This window comes from Bacillus sp. EB106-08-02-XG196 (assembly GCF_013396335.1).
Lineage (GTDB): Bacteria > Bacillota > Bacilli > Bacillales > Cytobacillaceae > Neobacillus.
On sequence record NZ_JABWSY010000007.1, the window covers coordinates 234,398 to 251,976 of the forward strand.

Here is a 17,579-nt window from a genome sequence, read left to right on the forward strand (position 1 = left end):
CAACACCATTTTATCCATGTACAAATTATTTTGAGGAGGAAAAGTTAATGAATATTCGTGAAATCGAACTGCCTGGTATTGGGAAGAAATTTGAGGCCATCACAAATAACAAGGATAAGCTAGTCATTATCATTCACGATGATGGAAGAAGAGACATTTATCATTTCGACCAAGAGGATTACGAGGAAGCAATCGCTAGCACTACCTTCAATGACCAGGAAGCCAGACAGATTGCAGCAATAATTGGCGGGATGACTTACGCGCCAAAAGCATTAGAAACCATAGAAATGGCATTTGATGATTTAGTGATTGAATGGTTTAATGTCGAACCAAATGCTGCAGCAGTTAATCAAACCATCGGACAACTTAATATCCGTCAATCCTATGAAGTAAATATTATAGCGATTATAAAACGACAGAATCATAAAAAAATTCATACTCCTGGTCCTGAAACTCTTCTAGAAGAAGGAGATACAGTTATCGTGTCTGGGGAGCGCAATCAAGTAAAAAGGATCGTTAAAGAAGTACTTTCAAGAAGGGACGGGTGATACTTTTGACGAATCATTTAGTTTTTGAAGTCGGGACAGCATTAGTACTAGTTGCGCTTACAGCAGTATTAGCAGGAAAGTTGAAATTTTCGATTATCCCCTTTCTCATCCTCTTAGGGATGGTAGTTGGTCCACATGCTCCACAAATTGGGATCATTGATCTTACCTTTATTGAAAGCTCCGAGATTATAGAGTTTTTTGGCCGTATTGGTGTACTGTTTCTATTATTCTATCTGGGTCTTGAATTCTCAGTAGGAAAACTAATTCGCTCGGGCCGTTCCATTGTAGTAGGCGGTTCAATTTATGTAACACTAAATTTTACATTAGGTATTGTTTACGGTTTTATGACAGGTTTTCCTATTATGGAAACATTAATCATAGCTGGTCTTCTTAGTGTCTCCTCTAGTGCAATAGTTGCCAAAGTTCTTGTTGATTTAAAAAGAACGGCAAATGCCGAAACCGAGTTAATTTTGGGAATTATTTTATTTGATGATATATTCCTAGCATTATTCCTCTCCATCATGTCAGGTCTATTATTAGGCGGAGCGACCACGGTTGTTGGAACAATCATTTCCGTTCTGATTTCACTAGGTTATATGATTCTCTTTTTTATTATCGCTCGCAAAGGTGCACCTATTCTCAACAAACTATTAAACATTAAATCTAATGAAATTTTTATCCTCGTTATCTTCGCATCACTCTTTTTTATCGCAGGTTTTTCAGAGAAACTACATGTTGCAGAAGCAATCGGCGCATTATTATTAGGTTTAGTTTTCTCTGAAACAGAACATCGCGAGCGTATCGAACATTTAGTTATTCCATTTAGGGATTTCTTTGGAGCACTTTTCTTCTTTAGTTTCGGATTAAGCATTGACCCCTTTAGCTTAGGTGGAGCAGTTTGGCTGGCTATTGGTGCCGTAATACTAACGATTATTAGTAACTTTGTAGCTGGAATGATTTCCGGGAGAAAAGCTGGTTTATCTTATAAAGCTTCCTCAAATATCGGATTAACAATCGTTTCTAGAGGTGAATTTTCGATCATTGTTGCTAACTTAGGACTTGCCGGGGGCTTACTGCCTATCTTAAAACCATTTACTGCCGTCTATGTTTTAATTTTGGCTATCATTGGCCCGCTATTAACCAAAGAGTCAAAAAATATATATAAATTATTAAACAGTATCTTCAAATGGGAAAAAAGCAAAGTACCTAAAAAGAAAATCACTATTCCTAATCATGAAAATGAAAATACCCCTGGTCTTTAAAAAAGTAATGATGAGCAAGGGAGGCTCTTATAATGGGCATCGGGTTAACAATCATTTTGTTAACATATGTTTTATTATTAGTCATGTCCTATCAGTTTTTTATATTCATAAATGAAAAAGATGACAAGCGCAGCTGTATCATTATTACCAAGTCATATCAATATGCGTATTCAAACCTGTTATTTGGAATTCTTGTCGTATATGCATTAATAGTACTTCCCCATATTCATATAGATTCACAAACCATCAGCTACCTAGTTCTAGCTAGTAAGTTTATTTCAATCGTTACACTTGCTGGGAGTATTTATCTCCTTAGCAAAAAATTAAAATAACACAAACAGTATTAGTAGATACTTTATTAAGAGTATTGGAAATGATGGTTGTAAAAGGGGCAATAAGGTTTGAGCGGTAACCATTCAAATTAATGATGCCCTGGATGAAGAAAAAGAGCTTTAAGGGGAATCATTCGAATGGAATGATTCCCCGGAGAGAGGAAAAAAAGCTTTGGCGGGAATCTTTCGAAAGGAATGATTCCCTTGGAAGAGGAAAAAGAGCTTTGACGGGAATCATTTGAAGTTAATGAAACCCGTAGAAGAAAAACTAGGTACTGAGGCTTGTTTCACTATCAGGTCTTTAATTGAATAATGAAACCCATAACCATTATAAAGAAAACCCGCCAATCAGGATTTGCGGGTTTTCTTTATTTGTATAGCAATAGTTCTGACAAAAGTACTGTCATTTTGGCTCAATATTTAAGAAAAGCACCTCAAAAGGGAACCCTTTAGGATAAGAAATGGTGGATTTTTTTCTATAACTTTGTTCGTAAGCTCCAAAGTTCAGGAAAGAATTGCTGGTCTAGAACCCTTTTCAAATAGGTTACACCTGATGACCCGCCAGTTCCTGTTTTATGGCCTATGATTCTCTCAACTGTACTCATATGATTAAATCGCCATAATTGCTGTTGATTGCCAATATCAACTAACTTCTCTGCCAGCTCGTATAAGTCCCAGTATTGGTCGACGTTGCGGTAGACGGTCAGCCAGGCTTCTTCAACACTTTCATTCGGTTCATAGTTTTTGGATAAATCGCGATTTAAGACCTCTTCATCTACTGGAATTCCACGAGCAACAAGTGCGTGTATGGCGGCATCATAAATACTTGGTTTATAAAGTGCCTCCTGCATTTTTACATACAATTCTGTTTGATGCTGATAGACTGCCAGGGTATGGGCATTTTTGTTTCCTAATGCAAATTCAATCATCCGGTTTTGGTAGGACTGGAAGCCGGATGATTGTCCGAGCTTATCCCTAAACTCTAGGTACTCTGAAGGGGTTAAGGTGGAAAGAACACTCCATGATCGAATTAATTGCTGCTGAATTCTAGAAACGCGTGACAGAATTTTAAAGGATGGCTCTAAATGATTCTGGCGGATATACTGGACAGCCTCTGTTAATTCATGAATAATTAATTTCATCCATAATTCACTTGTTTGATGGATAATAATAAATAACATTTCATCATGGTGACCAGATAAACGGTGCTGACTATCTAAAATCTTATCAAGGTGCAGGTAATCACCATAGGACATTGCTTTTTGAAAATCTGTTTGAATCGATTTTTCCAAACCGATGCTTGTGTTTTTTTCTGGTGTATTCACGTAATATACTCCCCCTGTTCTAATGTGGTACTGATGTATGAATTAATAAGTTATTAATTTATATTCTCATCTAAAATATCATTCGTTTCATTTACTGATTTTTGAGTGTTGGATCTTTTTTTAAAAAAGAAATAGGCAGCCGTTAAAAACAGTAACCATGGAATTCCGAATTGAAGCATAATCTTAAAATCTGTAAACCATGTTGTTATCATTAAGCTCAATAGTAGTACTGCTCCTGCGATCGTTAAATAAGGAAAGCCAATCATTTTTACAGGCAATTTACGGCCATTTGACTTCTCCCACTTTCTTCTGAAAAACAAATGGGATACAAACACCATAAACCATGTAAAAATAGCACCGAACATTGAAATCCCCATCATAAACGCATAGGAGGAGCCTGGTAATAGTGCATTTACTGCAGCTGCAAGGAAAATCCCAAAAGTAGAAACACCAAGAGCCTTTAACGGAACTCCTTTTTTGCTTAATTTGCGTAAAAAGGCCGGAGCGTCATTTCCCTGGGACAAAGAAAACATCATCCGTGTAGAGGCATAAAGTTGACTGTTCATAGCAGATAAGGCAGCAGTTAATATAATAAAATTCATAATACCAGAAGCACCAGGAATATTTAAGAGTTCCATGACCTTTACAAAAGGACTTTCTTCTACACCTGTAGATTTCCAAGGAACAATCATTAACATAATTCCGATAGTAATAATATAGAATGTAGATAATCGGAATACCGTTGCTTTCAGTGCTTTTGGCACCGCAATATCGGGATCTTTAGCTTCTCCAGCTGTAACCGCTATCATTTCTGTTCCTAAAAAGCTAAATAAAGAAATAAAGATCGCGACCCACATCCCCCACCAACCAAAAGGCAGGAAACCTCCGTCATTTACAATATTCTCAGGCCCCATATTCGGCTGAGCTGAATTACCGAATAATACATAAGATCCTAAAAGTATGAAACCAACTATTGCACTTATTTTGATCATCGAGAACCAATACTCAAAAGTCGCAAAGGTATTTACGCTCGTTGCATTTACATAAATCAATACACCCGCAAACAACAAAATCCAAATGAATCCAGGAACATCAGGGAACCAGTACTTCATATAAACAGCAATGGCACTCACTTCTACTCCGACCGCAAGAACGTTTGCTATCCAATAGGAATAGCGTACAAGAAAACCAGCCAGCGGGCTGACGTACTTTTCTGAAATGGTGCCAAAGGATCCTGACGTTGGGTGAGCCACCGTCATTTCGGATAAGCACCCCATTAATAGTAATACAATAAATGCACCAATAGCATAACTTAGTATTACACCCGGTCCAGCAGTACTAATGGCAAGGCCGCTTCCAAGGAATAAACCCGTACCAATTGCACACCCCATTGCAATCATCGTTAGCTGTTTGGTTTTTAATTCACGCTTTAATCCCATTCCAGATTCATTCCCTTTATTTAAATGAATATTTTTGTTCCCCATATAGTTCCTCCTACTTTTAGTAATCTTATGCTACGACCTCACGTTCATTTGCGAACTTTTCATATTGTCTTTCTTCCATAATTTTCTTTAGAATTTGTACTACTTCCCATACTTCACTAAAAGAGGTGTAAAGAGCCACTGGAGCTAGACGAATAATGCTAGGTGCACGGAAATCTGGAATAACACCATTTTCTTTTAATGCCTTGCAAATGCGTGCAGCTTCCTTATGCTCTAGGCTCACATGACCTCCACGACTCACATCGTCTAGAGGGTTACCCAACTTGAATCCCAGATCGGATAACTCTTGGTCCAACAAATCCATCAAGAACCGATTTATTTTCAATGACTTTTCCCGGATATTTTCAATTCCTGCTTCTGCAAAAATCTCCAAAGCACCAAGTAACGGTGCAAGACTTAACACATGAGGTGTCCCAATTTGATAGGCTCCGGCAGACTCAGCAGGTGTTAATGAATGTTCCATATCAAATTGTTTCTCTTTTTTAGAACCAAACCAGCCCGCAAGACCAGGAGCAGTTCCAAAGTGTTTCTTATTTACATATAAACCTCCAACACTTCCTGGTCCTCCATTTAAATGCTTATAATTGCACCAATAGGCAAAATCAACACCCCATTCACTAAACGAATGTGGTATGGCACCGATGGAATGGCAGCCATCAAAACCGATTAAGATGCCTCTTTTATTCGCCTCCGCTGTTAGACGTTTCATGTCCAAGATTTGACCGCTTCGGTAAAGTACTGTAGGTAAAATGATCAGTGCAATGTCTTCGGTCATTGCCTCGATAATATCCGCTTCATCCAGGTAACGGCCATCCCGGCTTTTTACACGAATGAGGTGTGTATCCGGTTCAAATCCATGGATGCGAAGCTGGCTTTGAAGAGCATAAATATCAGATGGAAAGGTTAATTCATCAGCTAGAATTTTTGATTTTTTTCCATCTGGCTTATAAAAAGTAGCGACAAGTTGATGCAAATTTACCGTGGTCGAACCCGTAACAATAACTTCATTAGCGGAAGCTCCAACTAACGGTGCCATCATCTCTCCTAATTTTTCTGATAAAAAAAACCATGGGTGTTTCCCTTTTGTCCAGCCATCAATTCCATGTTCTTTCCAATCATTTAATGATTCTAATAGAGTTCTTTCTGCTCTTTTTGAAAGGAGACCTAATGAATTACCATCCATATAAATGGAATTTGGTTTTATGTAAAACTCTCCCCTAAATTTGATCAAGCTGTCAGCCTGGTCTAATTGTTTGGCATACTCTAATGTTATTTCCATATGTATCCACTCCTCTGGATTTATTTCTACTATATTATTATTTACAAGAGAATGATACACTACCCAGTTCTGCAAAATCTACTAAAATGGTATCTCCAGATTGAAAGCTAATCGCTTCCGTAATGGCACCACTAAGAACGATATCACCTTTTTTTAAGCCGCGTCCCGTTTCTCCAAGCTTATTTACTGCCCAGGCTACCGCTACAGCAGGATTTCCTAATACTGCAGCACTTGTGCCGACAGTGGCCACTTCTGAATTTTTGGACATATATACACCAATTTCTTTCAGGTCAAGAGATTCAGAATACTTCCATTTGTTTCCGACGATAAATTTTGAAGATGAACAGTTATCAGCCACAACATCAACCAGAGTAAACTTGAAATCTAAATAACGACTATCAATAATCTCAATAGCTGGTGCCACATATTTTGTAACACTTAAAATATCTTCCGCTGTAACAGAAGTCCCTTGGATATCTTCATCAATAAAGAAGGCAATTTCAGGTTCTGCCTTTGGATGGATGAAACTGCTATAAGGTACTGGCTCCCATTCTGTGGCAAGCATATCATCCATTAGATATCCATAAATCGCTTCATGGACCCCCATCATTTCTTGCTTCGCTTTACTTGTTAACCCGAGTTTAACTCCAATCCGTCGAAGTCCTTCCTGTTCTTTTTGCTCAATCAATTTTTGTTGGATTTCATATGCCTGCTCAAATGTTAAGGACGGGTATTTTGTCGTAATTTTTTCGACTTCTCGTTTTTCCTTTTCTGCGTCTAAAAGGTATTTTACAATTTCTTGTTCTGTTCCTTGCATCAGTTTCATGTAGAAAACCTCCTATTTGTTTACTCGAATGTTACAGAAACAGTTCCCAATAAGCCGAAATGTGCTGAAATCTTATCTCCCTCTTTTACAGGAACTGCACCAGAAAGTGCTCCTGGAAGAATCAACTCACCTGCTTTTAAATGGATGCCAAATTCATGTAATTTATTCGCCAACCAGGCAACTGCTTTTGCAGGGTGTCCTAACGCCGCTGTTCCAGCTCCTGTTGCAACCATTTCATCATTTTTATAAAGGACCATTCCCTGGGTCCGTAAATTAAAACCTTCTATTGTACTTAATTTATTCCCAACAACTACTCTTGCAGATGATCCATTATCCGCCACAGTATCTTCTAATCTAATTTTCCAATCAGTTATACGGCTATCAATTATCTCAATGGTCGGCACCACATATTTTGTAGCCATTAACACGTCTAAATAATTTACATTTGGTCCTACTAAGTCCTTATCTAAAATAAAACCAATTTCCGCCTCGACTTTTGGACTGATGAATTCACTGATTTTGACCTTTTCATCATCAGAAATCCTCATATTATCTAATAGGTGGCCGTAATCTGGTTCATCAACTCCAAGCATCTGCTGCATTGCAGCGCTAGTTAGACCCACCTTCTTCCCAATAATCTCATGTCCTTCTTCTATCTTTTTCTCAATAACTTTAAGCTGTATATGGTATGCATCACGAACATTATGGGTGGAAACCCTCTCGGATAGCGGAGTTACTGGTATTTGACTATTCTCTGCCCTAATTAATTCAGTTGTAATCAAATCTAAGAAATTACTCATTATACATCCACCTGCCTTATTTCATTATAGGAAAAGTGGCCATTCAGCCACTCTTTCCCTTTACTCCTACAATTTCATGGTAATCGTTTTAGCCTCAGTGTAGAATTCGAAACTATGACGTCCGCCCTCCCTGCCAATACCGCTAGCCTTCGAACCGCCAAAAGGAGTTCTTAAATCTCGGTAGTACCAACAATTGATCCAGAATAAACCAGAATTAATCTGATCTGCTACACGATGGGCACGCCTCAAATCATTTGACCATACAACACCAGCCAACCCGTAAATCGAATCATTGGCAATTTGAATCGCATCTTCTTCTGCTTTAAAAGGAATAACCACTAACACCGGTCCAAAAATTTCTTCTTGCGCTACTCTCATTTTATTATTTACATCATAGAGTACGGTTGGCTCGTAAAAATTACCTTCTGTTAAACCTTCTACACGCTTTCCGCCAGTAGCAAGCTTTGCACCCTCATCTAATCCAATCTGCACGTATTTGTCAACAGTTTCTAAATGATTTGTGGAAATAAGGGCACCCATATCTGTATTTTCATCCAATGGGTCTCCCACTTTGATTTTCTTTACCGCTTGTACCAATTTTTCTAGGAATTGTTCATATACTGTTTCCTGTACTAACAGCCTTGAACCTGCAAGACAGATTTCACCCTGATTTCTAAAAATCGCTTCAATCGAGCCTTGGACTGCTTCATCCAAGTCAGCATCATCGAACACAATATTTGCTGATTTTCCGCCCAATTCTAGTGAAACTGGGATTAACTGTGAGGCTGCATTTCTCATCACCGTTTTACCGGTTGAACTTTCCCCGACAAATGAGATCCTGCGGACAAATGGATGAGTAGTCATCGCCGTCCCTACCGTTGAGCCTGGTCCGGTAAGAATATTCAAAACTCCTGGTGGAAGTCCTGCTTCATTGGCAATTTTACCTAACATGACAGCACTTAACGGAGTATATGATGCTGGTTTCACAATAACCGTATTGCCTGCAGCTAAAGCTGCAGAAACTTTCCAGGTCATTTGCATGAATGGCAGATTCCAAGGAATGATTAAGCTTGTAACTCCAGCTGGAGCATACTGCGTATAGCTCATATGCTTGGATTGAGGATAATGCTCATGATGAATATACTTTGCCATTTCCGCAAAGAATCGTAAATTTGAAGCCGCTCTGGGTATATCAAAATCTCTGCTTTCTTTTATCGGCTTTCCCACATCTAATGTTTCAAGCAACGCCAGCTCATCAACACGAGCCATGACAAGATCGGACATTCGACAAAGAATCTTAGCTCTCTCTTCAATTGCCATTTTGCTCCAGATACCACTTTCAAAAGTTGTTTGAGCAACTTGAATCGCACATTCAACATCATGTACACTGGCACTTGCGACTGAAGCTAACTTTTGATTCGTTGCCGGATTAATAGTGTCAAAGGTTTCTCCTGAACTAGCATTTACATATTCTCCATTAATAAATAGCTTAGCATCGTTAATTTTAAGCTGTTTTTCAAGGAACTTACTCATTTTGATCACCATCCTCAACTTCTAAAATCATCTCAACCTCCACAACATTATTGTGTGGCAGCTGTGCCATCCCTACAGCTGACCTTCCGTGTCTGCCTTTTTCTCCAAATACCTCAACCAACAAATCTGAGGAGCCATTCATTACTTTGGGGTGGTCAGTAAAATTTGGTGTGCTGTTTACAAAACCAAGAATCTTGACCACTCTTTTTACTTTACTAAGGTCGCCTAGCTCATGTTTGACAACAGCTAATAGATTCAGCATACACTGTCTGGCCGCCTGATAACCTACTTCAATGGATACGTCCTCACCAAGTTTTCCACGAAATTCATCTGTACCCTGTCCTGAAGTAAAAATAAGGTTTCCAGCGCGAACACAGCTAACATAGTTTCCAGATGCTTGGCGTAGAGGTGGAAGCTTTAAACCAAGTTCCTTTAATCTTTCTTCTGGGGTTATCACCTTTTCTACCATCTACTCATCTCTTTTCCTACTAAATTAGTTGATTAACCGGTAAATTTAAAAATCTAAGTGCATTTTCACCTAACATCGCTCTTTTTTGGTCAGCAGTAAGGGATAGAGTATCATCTATAATCTTCCCAGGAGGTGTTTCCCTGAGCAGGAAAGGGTAATCAGAACCCATGATGACTTGCTCTGCTCCAAATTTTTCAACGAGGAATTTAATATTCACAGGATTATTTACGATAGAATCATAGAAGAATTTCTTTGCATAAAAACTTGGAGGCTGCTCTGTCAGTTGTAGGTGTGGCCAGACATTCCACCCATGATCAAGGCGGGGAAGAATATAAGGCAGTGAGCCGCCGCCATGAGAAAAACAAATTTTTAATCCTGGAAACTTTTCAATGACGCCTCCTAGAATTAAACTTGCAGCAGCTAAAGCGGTTTCACTAGGCATCCCAACCGTGTACATTAGGTTATGTTTGGTAAACCGATCGCTGCCCAATGTTTCCCATGGATGAACGAATATAGGAACATTCCACTTCTCACACATCGCAAAGAAGTCTGTTAACGATTCATCATCTAAATTTTTCCCATTAATGTTCGTGCCAATTTCAATCCCCTTTAAACCAAGCTCATGAACACAACGATCCAGTTCACGAATGGCAATTTCAACATTTTGCAGCGGGACTGTCCCAAGACCAATAAACTTCGTAGGATATTGTGCAACTGTCTCTGCGATAAAATCATTCTGTAATCTTGCCATAATTTCAGCTTCTTCAATGGGTGCCCAGTAAGAAAACGTTACAGGAATGGGCGAGAGAACCTGTATATCTACATTTTCCTTTTCCATATCATTAATCCGCTTCTCTGGACTCCATACCTGGTCTGTTACTTCACGAAAAACCTTGCCTGCAACCATAATATTAGCACCACACGAACAGGTTGGCTGAAGGATTGGCCATTTATCATTTTGGTACTTCGCCGCAAAGTCCGGGAAATTTTCTGGAATGATATGTGTATGAAAATCTACTCGCATTTCCATTCACTCGCTTCTTCCGGCATAACATACCCACAATTCTTACAAGTACGAAGCTCAACATTACTGTTAAAACCATTGATTGCCTCTTTTACCTGTACTTCAATATTCGTTAACTGGACAGAAACTCGATGCATCTCATGGTTACATTCATCACAGAACCAAACAAAATCCTCTAATTCACCTGTTGCTCTGTCACGTTCAATCACAATTCCAATTGTATCAGCCACTCGATGCGGAGAATGAGGTACATTTGGAGGTAAATGGAATACCTCTCCTTCCTTTACTGTAATTACCTCTCTTTTACCCTCTGCATTGATAATTTCAACGTAACAATTACCCTTTAATTGATAAAAAATCTCTTCCGATGGATCAACGTGAAAATCACGTCGTTTGTTTGGACCGCCAAGGATCATAAACATTAGCTCCGAATCCTTCCAAATGACTTTATTATTAACCGGCGGCTTTAATTGTTCCTTATTTTCTTCGATAAATCCCCATAGGTTTATTGGTTTTAATGAATTTGTCATGAATATCTGTCCCCTCTCGAATTTTATTGACCCCACTTATATCTAAATAAAAATAAAGTCTGTTAAAAGACCGTTTCTAATTTTTTCTCTGATGATTTTAATGCTTCTTGCATGAATACTACTTCTTTTGCTAAGTCTGTAATTCTGTTTAATACTTCCTGATCGATGATTTCATTATCTTTATTGAAATGATCGTTATTAACGTACACATAGCCTGGCGCTACGAATGCCCGGAAAAATCCGGCAATCGGTTTCAATTGGTTTTCAATGACTAGGTAGTGCTGGTAAGTACCGCCGGTAGCGACAAATCCCATAACTTTATTACGAATATCCTTTGGATTGATTAAATCAAATAAATTCTTAAGTGGTCCTGATAATGAACCTTGAAAAATTGGGGTTCCAATAATATAAAAATCAGCAGATTGAATGATATCAAGAACTTTTTTTGTATCACCTGTGTAGGTCGAAGGGTTTCGACCATCACAAAACTGCACATCATATTCTCTTAAATCCAACAATTCAATTTCCACATTTGGATGGTGTTTCTTTACCTCCTCAAGGACATTTTGGACAACGATACTTGTCTTTGCTCCAATGATAGTCCCTGAAATCCCTATTAGTTTCATAGTTTTATTACCCCTTTTGTTTCTAATAAGTAACCCTCAGTTCTTTTACCACCCTAATAAAGAGTAGGACTGTTGATAATCTCCCTCTGAAAGTAACTGGCGAATTCTCGTTGATGAAATAAGTTCTCCATCGTTACAATAAACAGGTAATGTCACATTAATCTGAAAGTACTTTTTTAATAGTTCTACATCACCTTTTCTATTTTTTCCAAAACGAAATTCCGAACCAATAGATACTTCTACCGGGTTTAGCTTCGATAATTCACTGATAAAATCCTCAGGAGGACGCGTTGCATACCATTCATCAAAACTAGCAACGATCACATAATTTACACCTAATTTATAGATCCTCCTTACCTTTTCTTGAATGGGTGTCAAGATTTGGGCACCTTTAAAAAAATGTCGAGGAGGCGGGTCGAACGTATATACGACACTTGGAACCTGATGAATAAGACTCTGTTCCACAGCCTGCCTAATGACAGCTTGGTGTCCTTTGTGTACCCCATCAAATGCACCAATAGCAATAACAGAACCTTTAAGTGTCAGAACACCATCTTTAATCGTTTGCATCGATCACACCTCCTCGAGATAGTGTAATAGTTTAAAGACTAGGAACCTCATTTTTTCGGTCAAAAATCTCCAGCGCTTCTTCAACCAGCTTAAATGAATTATTTCTTTTGTGGTTGTTATAGAAAATGGCTCTCTTGCGGATTGGATCTCCTGTGTAATAACGTTCGTATTGAAGGATCCTTTGCCCAAATGCCTCACCGCATAAATCCCATGCCAGCTTAAAGAGATGAACCCGCTCTTCTGCAGCTACTCCTTCTCTTCCCACATAATAACGATCTAAATCCTCTCGTAAATCTGGATTTTCAAAATCGGCATCCGTTGGTGACATTAGCAGTCCTCCAGCACCGATAATTTGCATTACCTCAATAGCACGAGGATACATTTTCGGCAGCAATCCTCGAATGGTTTCAAGTGGTGCATAGGCAGGCATTACTTCACCAGTCTCTGTTACTTCGTATTCATACTCAGCAATTCTGAGCAAAGCCCGAATGGATTCAACGGATTGTATTAATTCACCTAAATCGTTTTGAACATTTAGATAACAATCAACACCAATGGAGTCTGCTAATTTACAAGCAACTTCTGTAGCAAATTGCAACTTTATTAGACCTCTTACTCCTGATTGATGTGCGGGCTGGATACCAATTCCTGTTTTCGGATAAAGTAAATTTGCTGCTTCGACATTGTTATAAAGGAAAACACGATCCCATGGTACTAAAACATCATTAAATACCAAAACTGCATCCATTTCTTCAAATCTTGATGCTAATGGGTGATCATAAACAGAACGCTTTCCATCCTGCATAGGTTCACGGCATAAAATACGCAGTCCTGGTGTATCAAGCGGCAGTGCAAAAGCAAGTGCGTAACGTTCATCTCCAGGCTTAAATCCAGGGAAGGAGTATACAATTACTTCGTCTGTAATTGGTGCGAGGGTCGCCAGCATTTTAGCCCCTCTTACGACTAAGCCATCTGGAGTTTCCTTAACCGCACCTAAATGGGTAAACATATCCTGTTGTTCATGTGATGATTTACTGCGGTCATTTTGTGGATTAATAATAGCGTGTGTTAAAAATAGGTCATTGTCGCGAACATGCTTATAATAGGCTCGAATGTTTTTTCCCCATTCAGGATTGTATTTGTCCAAGAACTCGGAATTACTAGCCATAGAAGTTACTACGACATTTAGAAAATCAGGAGTTCTTCCCATTAAACCAAAAGTAGCCTTAGCAAAGACCTCAAAGTTTTTTCTTCGGGCTTCCAGATCTTGATAGTTTTTTGGTACCATGAATGCATTCGAAATTCTTTCACCAGTTTCTTCACAAATATGAGTGATCTCTTCTCGATACTCTGGATCATGCTGCAAATCATACAGCTTCGCCATTTCAAGAATTGGCTGTTTAAAAACAGGTTCTTCAAAGATATTTGTTACTCTTATTCCTGATAACCAAACTTCTGGATAACGTGATTTCAATGCCTCGATATACTGCGCTCCTGTACGAATTCCCATATACATCCTCCTCATCTTTCATATTGTCATTATAAAACTGAATTTTCTGAGTCATTGTAGTCTGGTTAACACTTTTTTCAAAAAAGGTAAATTACTTTTTTTCAGAAATAAAAGCCGCACTCTTCTTTTGATTAGAAGAGTGCGGTTTTTAACTTTACAAATTAAATATTTCCTTTTTTAGGAATAAACAAGATTGTTATGGAAGCCAAGACTCCTGCAACGGCAAAGAGATAAAAGTTAAGGGAGAAGTCAAAATTTGAGCTCATAAAGAAACCAATTAGAATAGGGCCTGAAATGGCACCAATTCGCCCAAAACCAAGGGCCCAACCCAAGGCAGTCGCTCGATTGTCTGCTTCAAAATATTTGGAAATGTAGGCATTTAGAATAAGTGTAGTTCCAATTGTTCCAAAGCCTGCCATCCCTACTAAACCATACACAACAAACATCGATGATTTTATACTTAAAAGTGCGATTGATATTCCTGCTAAGAAATAAGAAAGGCTAATAATTTTTCTTGAGCCCCAACGGTCTGCCGCCGTACCAGCTACTAAAGCACCAATCGCCGCGGATAAGTTTAACATCAGTAAAAATCCTAAACTAGGTCCGAGCGGATATCCTGCCTCACGCATCATTTTTGGCAGCCATGTACTTAACCCATAAATCATTAACAGCCCTAGAAAGAAAGTAACCCAAAAAAACATGGTTGCCCTAATATTTGTCCGTGAGAATAGACTCGCGATAGCGGCAAATTTATTCATATTTCCTTTGGTCTCATCCTTCATAGTGCTTTGGATAAGATCATTAGGAAGTTGATATTTTTTTGCCAAATTTTCAGCCTTATCAAACTTTTTCTTTGCAAGAAGAAAGCTGATCGACTCGGGAAGAAATTTAATTATAAAAGGAATAACTAAAAGTGGAATGACACCAATCCAAAACATTAATCTCCATCCATAATCCTCTAAAAGAAACATGGAAAATAAAGCGCCAAGGACTCCTCCAATTGGATAACCAGTATACATAATAGCGTACATTTTTGAACGATGCTGGACAGGAGAATACTCGATTGTTAAAGCGGATGCTGTAGGAATAACTCCACCAAGTCCAAGACCGCCAATAAAGCGAAAGATCCCAAACATTTCAGGAGACGTAGAAAGTGCGACAAGACACATTGAAATCGAAAATACGCTAACGCAAAAAATTAAAGTCATTTTACGGCCAATCATATCCGTAACCGTTCCAACACAGACCGCACCGATAAGCATACCCATTAGTGCATAACTACCGATTGCTCCAGCCTGTGCTGGTGTCATACTCCAATCTTTATACTCCATTAAAGACGGTAATACTGCACCATAGATTCCTAAATCATATCCATCAGCTAACATCGCAAACCAGCACAAGAGAACAACAATAAACGTTGCTTTAGGCATCTTCTTAATTGACAGATTAGTAGTATTTAGAGCCAATTGATTTGATTTTGTTATATCTTCAGTAACTACAGATTGTACTTTCTGGTTCATCCAATCATCTCCTTTTAGAATTTAATCCAATAGTCACTTGTGTTTATTCTTTGCTGTATTTTCTTACCGAATCCCCCTCTCTATATTTGATTTTATATTTTTTATCTTTTACACTATTGTTAAGTGGTTAACATTAATAAACTTTTTTATGTATTTGTTATGATAATTTAACAATACAATTCTATTAATCCATATTAAAATGTAAGCGTTAACAAAAAAGTAAATCAACTAACAAATTTAATACATAAGAAATAAAATTTAGCTTAGGAGTTGATTCAGTGGCAATCCTTTTTGAAAGTGATATTAATTGGGAAACTTGTTTGCAATTTGGAACTAGACAATTCTTCAAGGAAAAAAAGAGTATTTACCAACAAGGAACAATGGGAGATGGATTTTATTATATCCAAAAGGGATTAGTGAAAGTGACAACTACAACAGCGAATGGGAAAGATCGCATGTTAAACATCGCTATTCCTGGTCAATTATTAGGAATTCAAGCTATGGATCGGATGCCACATTTTACAACGTCAACAGCAGTAAATGACACAGTACTCTACTATTTTTCATGTGAACAATTTCAAAAACTAATAACCTATCAACCTTCAATCCTAAACATTGTTATAGAAACAATCATACATAAAATGCATATTCTTGCAGATAAAATTCACCTGGACACTCTTACTCCAGAGCAGCAGTTGTCCGTAATTCTTTGGAATATCTGTTATGAATTTAAGAATTATGAAGTTACTCTTTCACAGCAAGACCTTACAAAATGCACAGGATTAACAAGAATCACCATTTATAAGATTCTTAAGCAATGGAAGGAAGAAGACATCATTGAGGTTCATGGGAAAAAGATTATAATAAAAAATCCCGATGAATTAAAAAAACTTCAAGGCAGGGTGTAGGCATGAAAAATCTTAGAAATGCATGGGGTTCTTATTTAAAATATGGAAATAAACTTGTTCTTGAGGAAAATTCAGTAGTGTACCGTCAGGGCGGTGAAGGAAAAGGATTTTTTTTCTTATATGAAGGTGGGATAAAAATTACCCTTCTCACAAAAGAAGGAGTGGAACGCACAGTTAACTATGTTCCTAAAGGAATGTTATTTGGTGAGCAAGGCTCAAGGAAGCAATCCTACCTAACCTCCGCTTTAACAACCCGTACATCTATTGTCTATCATTTTTCTGATGATGCGTTAGAAAATATTTGTCATAATCATCCTGAAGCAGCATGTATTTTCACCAATTCTCTAATCTATAAATTTAGAATTCTTGCAGAGATTATTGCCTTTTTAAACTCCCCGGTTGAACAACAAATGGCTCATTATCTATTAAAACTAATAAATGAAAATGGCAGTTTCTCCATTGATCAAACATCCTTTGCTCATTACATAGGTACCTCAAGAATTACTGTTAATAAAATACTTAATAAGTGGAAGAGTCAAAAGATCATCGACTTAACGAATAGGACAATTGACATCCTGGATATTAATCGGTTAAAAGAACTACGAGAGTCTGGTGGAATTCACATTGATAACTTGGATTTATTAATATTGACTAACTATGAATAAAGCAGTGCCTAACTTCATTGTTAGGCACTATAATCATTGGACCAAAGAGACTTTTATTCTGTTCAAATATATGAAACATTATTCAAGGACCAAAAAATATTGAATTTGATATGGTGTAACTGCTGTAATTGCTTGTATCGAATAACCGATACTTAGTAATTGCGATAAGGTTTCTGCACAATTTTCGCGAGGAGGCTCGATTGGTGCATGAAAGCTTTTAAATAAATTTATAAGTTGATTATTCGTCGTACATTGAAGCAAAACCACATGTCTACCAGTCCACGCCTGCCCAATCATGGGTTGTACTTGTCTTATCCTTCTCATGATATGACACCCTTACCTTATTGATA

The 17,579-nt window shown here is 37.9% G+C and carries 19 protein-coding genes; 5 read left to right on the plus strand and 14 right to left on the minus strand.

Going from position 1 to position 17,579, the window contains the following annotated elements:
• Nucleotides 1–47 precede the first annotated feature (47 nt).
• The 3 genes from MLOOGBEN_RS13245 to MLOOGBEN_RS13255 are packed head-to-tail and all read left to right on the plus strand — an operon-like array spanning nucleotide 48 to nucleotide 2,142.
• Nucleotides 48–548: a cation:proton antiporter regulatory subunit gene (locus MLOOGBEN_RS13245; protein WP_179158725.1), complete on the plus strand. Its 501-nt coding sequence runs from the start codon at nucleotides 48–50 to the stop codon at nucleotides 546–548.
• Nucleotides 549–553: 5 nt separating this feature from the next.
• On the plus strand, nucleotides 554–1,810 hold the full coding sequence (locus MLOOGBEN_RS13250) for a cation:proton antiporter (RefSeq protein WP_179158726.1): 1,257 nt from the start codon (nucleotides 554–556) through the stop codon (nucleotides 1,808–1,810).
• A gap of 32 nt (nucleotides 1,811–1,842) precedes the next feature.
• Nucleotides 1,843–2,142: a hypothetical protein gene (locus tag MLOOGBEN_RS13255; RefSeq protein WP_179158727.1), complete on the plus strand. Its 300-nt coding sequence runs from the start codon at nucleotides 1,843–1,845 to the stop codon at nucleotides 2,140–2,142.
• Between the two features lie 476 nt (nucleotides 2,143–2,618).
• On the opposite strand, the gene kynA is transcribed toward MLOOGBEN_RS13255, so the two are convergent.
• From kynA to MLOOGBEN_RS13320, 13 genes are all read right to left on the minus strand, one after another.
• Nucleotides 2,619–3,467 (minus strand): tryptophan 2,3-dioxygenase, encoded by an 849-nt coding sequence (gene kynA / locus MLOOGBEN_RS13260; RefSeq protein ID WP_179158728.1) that lies wholly within the window; start codon nucleotides 3,465–3,467, stop codon nucleotides 2,619–2,621.
• Between the two features lie 53 nt (nucleotides 3,468–3,520).
• Entirely contained in the window at nucleotides 3,521–4,951 is a 1,431-nt protein-coding gene (locus MLOOGBEN_RS13265) for an amino acid permease (RefSeq protein WP_179158729.1), read from the minus strand.
• A 25-nt stretch (nucleotides 4,952–4,976) separates the two neighbouring features.
• Complete coding sequence (kynU, locus tag MLOOGBEN_RS13270) at nucleotides 4,977–6,248, minus strand: kynureninase (protein WP_179158730.1); 1,272 nt, start codon at nucleotides 6,246–6,248, stop codon at nucleotides 4,977–4,979.
• 37 nt (nucleotides 6,249–6,285) lie between these two features.
• A complete protein-coding gene (locus MLOOGBEN_RS13275) occupies nucleotides 6,286–7,074 on the minus strand; it encodes a 2-keto-4-pentenoate hydratase (RefSeq protein ID WP_179158731.1) in 789 nt (262 codons plus the stop codon).
• A gap of 20 nt (nucleotides 7,075–7,094) precedes the next feature.
• Nucleotides 7,095–7,874 carry a 2-keto-4-pentenoate hydratase gene (locus MLOOGBEN_RS13280; protein WP_179158732.1) on the minus strand — a complete coding sequence of 260 codons (780 nt, stop codon included), beginning with the start codon at nucleotides 7,872–7,874 and terminating at the stop codon, nucleotides 7,095–7,097.
• A gap of 66 nt (nucleotides 7,875–7,940) precedes the next feature.
• Nucleotides 7,941–9,407 (minus strand): aldehyde dehydrogenase, encoded by a 1,467-nt coding sequence (locus tag MLOOGBEN_RS13285; protein WP_179158733.1) that lies wholly within the window; start codon nucleotides 9,405–9,407, stop codon nucleotides 7,941–7,943.
• Complete coding sequence (locus tag MLOOGBEN_RS13290) at nucleotides 9,400–9,876, minus strand: RidA family protein (protein ID WP_179158734.1); 477 nt, start codon at nucleotides 9,874–9,876, stop codon at nucleotides 9,400–9,402. The genes MLOOGBEN_RS13285 and MLOOGBEN_RS13290 overlap by 8 nt, the downstream gene beginning before the upstream one ends.
• 19 nt (nucleotides 9,877–9,895) lie before the next feature.
• The gene (locus MLOOGBEN_RS13295; protein WP_179158735.1) at nucleotides 9,896–10,906 is read right to left on the minus strand and encodes an amidohydrolase family protein; all 1,011 of its coding nucleotides are present in this window, start codon (nucleotides 10,904–10,906) and stop codon (nucleotides 9,896–9,898) included.
• Nucleotides 10,891–11,430 (minus strand): 3-hydroxyanthranilate 3,4-dioxygenase, encoded by a 540-nt coding sequence (locus tag MLOOGBEN_RS13300; protein WP_179158736.1) that lies wholly within the window; start codon nucleotides 11,428–11,430, stop codon nucleotides 10,891–10,893. Before MLOOGBEN_RS13300 ends, MLOOGBEN_RS13295 begins: the two co-directional genes overlap by 16 nt.
• A gap of 62 nt (nucleotides 11,431–11,492) precedes the next feature.
• Nucleotides 11,493–12,056 carry an NADPH-dependent FMN reductase gene (locus tag MLOOGBEN_RS13305; RefSeq protein ID WP_179158737.1) on the minus strand — a complete coding sequence of 188 codons (564 nt, stop codon included), beginning with the start codon at nucleotides 12,054–12,056 and terminating at the stop codon, nucleotides 11,493–11,495.
• A gap of 45 nt (nucleotides 12,057–12,101) precedes the next feature.
• Complete coding sequence (locus MLOOGBEN_RS13310) at nucleotides 12,102–12,626, minus strand: FAD synthetase family protein (protein WP_179158738.1); 525 nt, start codon at nucleotides 12,624–12,626, stop codon at nucleotides 12,102–12,104.
• 31 nt (nucleotides 12,627–12,657) lie between these two features.
• Entirely contained in the window at nucleotides 12,658–14,136 is a 1,479-nt protein-coding gene (locus MLOOGBEN_RS13315; RefSeq protein ID WP_179158739.1) for a 4-hydroxyphenylacetate 3-hydroxylase family protein, read from the minus strand.
• A 161-nt stretch (nucleotides 14,137–14,297) separates the two neighbouring features.
• Nucleotides 14,298–15,566, minus strand: a complete 1,269-nt coding sequence (locus MLOOGBEN_RS13320) for an MFS transporter (protein ID WP_256989080.1) — start codon at nucleotides 15,564–15,566, stop codon at nucleotides 14,298–14,300.
• Nucleotides 15,567–15,934: 368 nt separating this feature from the next.
• Here MLOOGBEN_RS13320 and MLOOGBEN_RS13325 point away from each other — a divergent pair, with 368 nt between their 5' ends.
• Both MLOOGBEN_RS13325 and MLOOGBEN_RS13330 read left to right on the plus strand, forming a co-directional pair.
• Nucleotides 15,935–16,564, plus strand: coding sequence for a Crp/Fnr family transcriptional regulator (locus MLOOGBEN_RS13325; RefSeq protein ID WP_179158741.1), 630 nt, complete (start codon nucleotides 15,935–15,937; stop codon nucleotides 16,562–16,564).
• Nucleotides 16,565–16,566: 2 nt separating this feature from the next.
• Nucleotides 16,567–17,229: a Crp/Fnr family transcriptional regulator gene (locus MLOOGBEN_RS13330; protein ID WP_179158742.1), complete on the plus strand. Its 663-nt coding sequence runs from the start codon at nucleotides 16,567–16,569 to the stop codon at nucleotides 17,227–17,229.
• Between the two features lie 78 nt (nucleotides 17,230–17,307).
• Here the strand turns inward: MLOOGBEN_RS13330 and MLOOGBEN_RS13335 are convergent, their stop codons facing one another.
• Complete coding sequence (locus MLOOGBEN_RS13335; RefSeq protein WP_179158743.1) at nucleotides 17,308–17,553, minus strand: hypothetical protein; 246 nt, start codon at nucleotides 17,551–17,553, stop codon at nucleotides 17,308–17,310.
• Nucleotides 17,554–17,579 lie beyond the last annotated feature (26 nt).